This window comes from Micromonospora deserti (genome assembly GCF_003236335.1).
Taxonomy (GTDB): domain Bacteria; phylum Actinomycetota; class Actinomycetes; order Mycobacteriales; family Micromonosporaceae; genus Micromonospora; species Micromonospora deserti.
The window spans coordinates 1-4,856 of record NZ_POUB01000366.1; the positions used below are offsets into that span (position 1 = coordinate 1).

Annotated in this window: 5 protein-coding genes; 4 read left to right on the forward strand and 1 reads right to left on the reverse strand. The window is 73.1% G+C overall.

Annotation, left to right across the window (positions count from 1 at the left end; all coding sequences use genetic code 11):
- The first annotated feature begins 31 nt into the window (after positions 1-31).
- A complete protein-coding gene (locus C1I99_RS29330; protein ID WP_111137428.1) occupies positions 32-847 on the forward strand; it encodes a DUF3097 domain-containing protein in 816 nt (271 codons plus the stop codon).
- A gap of 25 nt (positions 848-872) precedes the next feature.
- Here the strand turns inward: C1I99_RS29330 and C1I99_RS29335 are convergent, their stop codons facing one another.
- Positions 873-2,189 (reverse strand): serine hydrolase domain-containing protein, encoded by a 1,317-nt coding sequence (locus tag C1I99_RS29335; protein ID WP_111137429.1) that lies wholly within the window; start codon positions 2,187-2,189, stop codon positions 873-875.
- A 108-nt stretch (positions 2,190-2,297) separates the two neighbouring features.
- Here C1I99_RS29335 and C1I99_RS29340 point away from each other — a divergent pair, with 108 nt between their 5' ends.
- From C1I99_RS29340 to C1I99_RS29350, 3 genes are all read left to right on the forward strand, one after another.
- Positions 2,298-2,771, forward strand: a complete 474-nt coding sequence (locus C1I99_RS29340; RefSeq protein ID WP_111137430.1) for an NfeD family protein — start codon at positions 2,298-2,300, stop codon at positions 2,769-2,771.
- Positions 2,772-2,775: 4 nt separating this feature from the next.
- Positions 2,776-3,885, forward strand: a complete 1,110-nt coding sequence (locus C1I99_RS29345) for an SPFH domain-containing protein (RefSeq protein ID WP_111137431.1) — start codon at positions 2,776-2,778, stop codon at positions 3,883-3,885.
- A gap of 208 nt (positions 3,886-4,093) precedes the next feature.
- Positions 4,094-4,856, forward strand: a 763-nt coding sequence (locus tag C1I99_RS29350; protein ID WP_111137432.1) for a hypothetical protein, incomplete at its 3' end; no start/stop codon positions are given.

Consider the following 4,856-nt stretch of genomic DNA (forward strand, 5'->3'; position numbering starts at 1 on the left):
AAGAGACAGGGTGCGGGTTAGCTTGATCGTCATGGGTGGTGGGCGGTACGGCGAGGACGTGCTAGCGGGGGACTGGCGGCGGCGGAAGGTCACCCCCGAGGTGGACGCCGAACCGGACCTGGTGGTCGAGGACGCCGACTCCGGCTTCTGCGGCGCGGTGGTCGGCTTCGAGGCCGGCGCGGTGGTGCTGGAGGACCGGCACGGCCGGCGGCGCAACTTCCCGCTGCTGCCGGCGGCGTTCCTGCTCGACGGCCAACCGGTGACCCTGCGCCGGCCGATCCGCGCCCCGGTGCCCGCGGCTCGCCGGCGCACCGCCTCCGGCTCGATCGCCGTGGACGGCGTCCGCGCCCAGGTCGCCAAGGCCAGCCGGATCTGGGTGGAGGGCGTCCACGACGCCGCCCTGGTCGAGCGGATCTGGGGCGACGACCTGCGCATCGAGGGCATCGTGGTGGAGCCGCTGGACGGCATCGACGCGCTCGACGCCGAGGTGCGCGACTTCGCCCCGGGCCCGGTCCGCCGGCTCGGCGTCCTCGTCGACCACCTGGTGCCCGGCTCCAAGGAGAGCCGGATCGTGGCCCGGGTGATCTCCCCGTACGTGCTGGTCACCGGTCACCCGTACGTCGACGTGTGGCAGGCGGTCAAGCCAGCGGCACTGGGCATCCCGGCGTGGCCCGTGGTGCCCCCGGGGCGGCCGTGGAAGGAGGGGGTCTGTGCGACGCTCGGGGTGGCCGAGCCGGCCGACATGTGGCGGCGCATCCTGTCCCGGGTGGACAGCTATGCCGACGTGGAGACCCCGCTGATCAACGCGATGGAGCGCCTGATCGACTTCGTCACCGAACCGGCCTGACCGGGGCTGCGTCTCCGGCCCCGGGTCAGGGTTCCTGGTCGGGGGTGCGGGTGAAGACGAAGGTGGCGATGTCGAGGGCGACCGGGTGGCCGGCCTGGTCGCGTAGGACGCTGAGCACCTCACCGGTCTCGTTGCCGGAACGGCCGCGCCACCGGTCCGGCCCCTCCGGCACCAGCCGGTGCGTCCGCCCGCCGCGCTGGCCGGCCACCAGTTCACCGGACGCGCCGTCCCAGGTGAGTTCCATCGCCGACCCCATCCACCACCAGATGCCGGTCAGCTCGGCCACCTCGGCCGGTGGTGTCGCGTCGGCCGGCCGCCACGGCCGGGCCGGCGCCGGCTCGGCGTCCAGCACCGTGGTCAGGATCCGCTGGCCGAGTGCGCCGATCGAGCCAGTGCGGAAGCCGTACGAGTTGGCGAAGCCGACCACGGCGGTGCGGCTGGGGCGGTGTACCGCCAGGGCGGCGACGTAGCCGGGCATCGAGCCGCCGTGCCCGACGTACACCCGCTCGCCCTCCCGGTAGAGTTCCAGCCCCAGGCCGTGCCCGCCGGTCCACGAGTCGAGGTCGCTGATCACCACCGGCGCGCACATCTCGGTCAGCGTCTCCGCGGCGAGCACCTCCGGCGCCGGGTCGGCCAGGAAGGCCGCCCAGCGGGCGAGGTCCTCGACGGTGGACCAGAGCTGCCCGGCCGGCGCCATCGCGCCGGTGTCGGTACGCGGCTCCTCCCGCAGCGTCTCGTGCCACGGGTGCACCACGTACCCGTGGGCGAACGGCTCGGTCGGGTGGTACGTGGTGCGCCGCATGCCCAGCGGTTCGAGGACGCGTTCGCGCAGCAGCTCGGCCCAGGGCCTGCCGGTGATCCGCTCCAGCACCCCGCCGAGCAGCCCGTACGCCAGGTTCGAGTAGTGGTACCACCGCTGCGGCGGGTACGCGATCTTCTCCGCGGTGACTCCGGTGAGCAGGGCGGCCAGATCGACCCCGGCGCTGCGTTCCCACCACTGCCCGTCGGGCTCGCGCTGGATGCCGCTGGCGTGCCCGAGCAGGTGGCGCAGGGTGAGCCCGCCGACCGCGGTGCCTGGCAGGTGCGCCTCCAGCGGGTCGTCCAGAGCCAGCCGGCCGGCGTCGCGTTGCTGCATGACCAGGGTGGCGGTCATCGTCTTGCTGATCGAGCCGATGCGGTACTGCAGGTCGGCGGCGGGACGCGGGTGCTCACCGGCGGTGGCGAGCTGGGCCAGGACGCCGTCCCGCACCACGCCGATCACCAGCGACGGCGTACGGCCGGCGGACTGCGCCGCGGCGACGAGGGTGTCGACCTGTCGGGCGGTGTCGGGCAGCAGGGGCACGGTTTCTCCTCGCTCGCGGGTCCGGCGCGGGTGGCGCCCGGGCGTGTCGCCGAGCTTAGCGATCTTCGCGGGTCGGCTGGGCGTGCCTTCACGTGTCACGATCGGGGGGTGGACGCCGTGTTGTGGATCGTGTTGGGTGTGGTGCTGGCGGTCGCCGAGATCTTTACGACGACGCTTTTCCTGATCATGTTCGCGGCGGGCGCGTTCGCCGCCGCGGGCGCCGCGGCGCTGGGCGCGCCGGTGAGTGTGCAGGCGATCGTCTTCGCCGTGGTGTCGGCGTTGACCGTGTTGGGCATCCGGCCGACGCTGCGCCGGCACGGGCGCTCGGCGCTCGACAGCGGTGAGCAGCCATTCGGGGTCGAGGCGATCGAGGGCAGCACCGCGCTGGTGCTGGAGCGGGTCGACACCGGGCAGGGCCTGGTCAAGATCGACGGTGAGCTGTGGCAGGCCCGCTCCTACGACGCGGGTCAGGTCTTCGCGCCCGGTGAACGGGTGCAGGTGATCCAGGTCCGGGGCGCTACCGCCCTGGTCTGGCGGGACGACATTTCTCCTTCCGGCGAACTACCCGAAGCGAAAAGGTGAGCATATGGAACTCGTGTTTCCGGTCCTGCTGATCGCCGTGGCGGTGATCGCCGTGGTGACCCTCATGAAGGCGGTGCGGATCGTGCCGCAGCAGCGCCAGGACGTGGTGGAGCGGCTCGGCAAGTACAAGCGCACCCTCAACCCGGGGCTGAACCTGCTCGTCCCGTTCGTGGACGCGGTGCGGACCAAGGTCGACATGCGCGAGCAGGTGGTCAGCTTCCCGCCGCAGCCGGTGATCACCTCGGACAACCTCGTCGTCTCGATCGACACGGTCCTCTACTACAAGGTGATCGACTCGGTCCGCGCGACGTACGAGATCTCCAACTTCATCCAGGCGATCGAGCAGCTCACCGTCACCACCCTGCGTAACGTGATCGGCTCGCTGGACCTGGAGCGGGCGTTGACCAGCCGGGAGGAGATCAACCGGCACCTGTCGGGGGTGCTGGACGAGACCACCGGGCGCTGGGGCATCAAGGTGACCCGGGTGGAGATCAAGGCGATCGAGCCGCCGCCGAGCATCCGTGACTCAATGGAGAAGCAGATGCGCGCCGAGCGGGACCGCCGCGCCGCGATCCTCAACGCGGAGGGGCACAAGCAGGCGCAGATCCTCACCGCCGAGGGTGAGAAGCAGGCGGCGGTGCTGCGCGCCGACGGTGACCGGCAGGCCCGCATCCTGCAGGCCGAGGGCCAGGCCAAGGCGATCCGCACCGTCTTCGACGCGATCCACCAGGCCAACCCGAGCCAGAAGGTGCTCGCCTACCAGTACCTGCAGGCGTTGCCGCAGATCGCCAGCGGCACGGCCAACAAGGTCTGGATCGTGCCGGCCGAGTTGACCAAGGCCCTGGAGGGGATGGGCGGCGCGCTCGGCGGGCTGAGCCAGATGGTCGGCGACGCGCCGTCGCCGGAGGCGTCCGACGGGGCCAGCGAGGTCGAGCGCGAGGCGGCCGAGGCGGCGCAGGCCGCGGCGGCCGCGGCCCGGGAGATCCACGACGAGGTACGCGTCGCCGAGGCGCAGGCCACCGGCGGCAAGGCCCCGAAGGGGCTGCCCGCGCCCGAGCCGGTCTCCCCTGGGAGCCTGCTCAACGACCCCGCCGACCAGCGCGAACGCGGCTGACGCGGGGCCGCGGGCCGGCCGCTGTACGGGCCGGCCCGGGCGCGGTCGACCGGGTTCTCCGGCCGCGCCAACCCCGGTCCGGGGAAATGCGAGAAACGCTCATGGGGCGCTCCGGTGCCTGCCACCATCGGTCCTAGGACGGGCGGTGAGCAGGGATCGGGGCGCCCCGGCGCGTCCCGCACCGCGCGTGGGATGAGCGAGGTGAGGTATGAAGGATCCGGCGAAGCGGGTGTGGTCCTCGGCCCCGGTGCCCGGCGCGCACGACCCGACCGGACCGCTGGGCACCCGGCGTACCGGCGGGGGATTCGGGGTGCTGCCGTTCGTCGGCGACCCGACGCCGCCCGGGCCGGCCACCAACGCCAGCTGGGCCTGGTCGCTGCGCCGGTTCGCGCGGGCCGCCGTGTGGCTGCTGCCGGCGTACGCCATCCTTTACGGCGTCGTGGCGATGGCCAGCGACGGCGGGGTGGGCAACGACCCGTACCCGGCCGACGGCCGCCCGCTCTACCTGGTGGGCTGGGTGGCTGCGGTCTGGCTCGGGCTGCTGGCGCTGCTCGCGCTGACCGGGCTGCTCGCCGCGACCCGCAGCCGCCGGGTGGTCGCCGCCGGCCTGCTGGTCAGCATCGCCGGCACGGTGCTCATGCTGCCCTTCGCCGGGCTGGCGGAACAGACGCCGGTCTTCGGCACCACCGCCCGGGCGCTCGTCCTCGTCGGCGCCACCTGCTACAGCGTGGGCTGGTTGCTCACCGGCTGGGCGGTGGCCCGCTCCGGCATGTTCAGCATGGGTGACGGGGTGATGCTCGTCATCGCCAGCCCGCTGCTCGGCCTCGGCGGCGCGTTGATCGGCTCGTTGCAGACCTTCGGCGCCATCTTCGTGCTGATCGCCGGCATCGGCATCGGCTACCGCTCGGGGCGCCTGGTCCCGCGCGACATCGTCCGCGACGCGGCCACCGCCAGCCTCGCCACCCCCACCG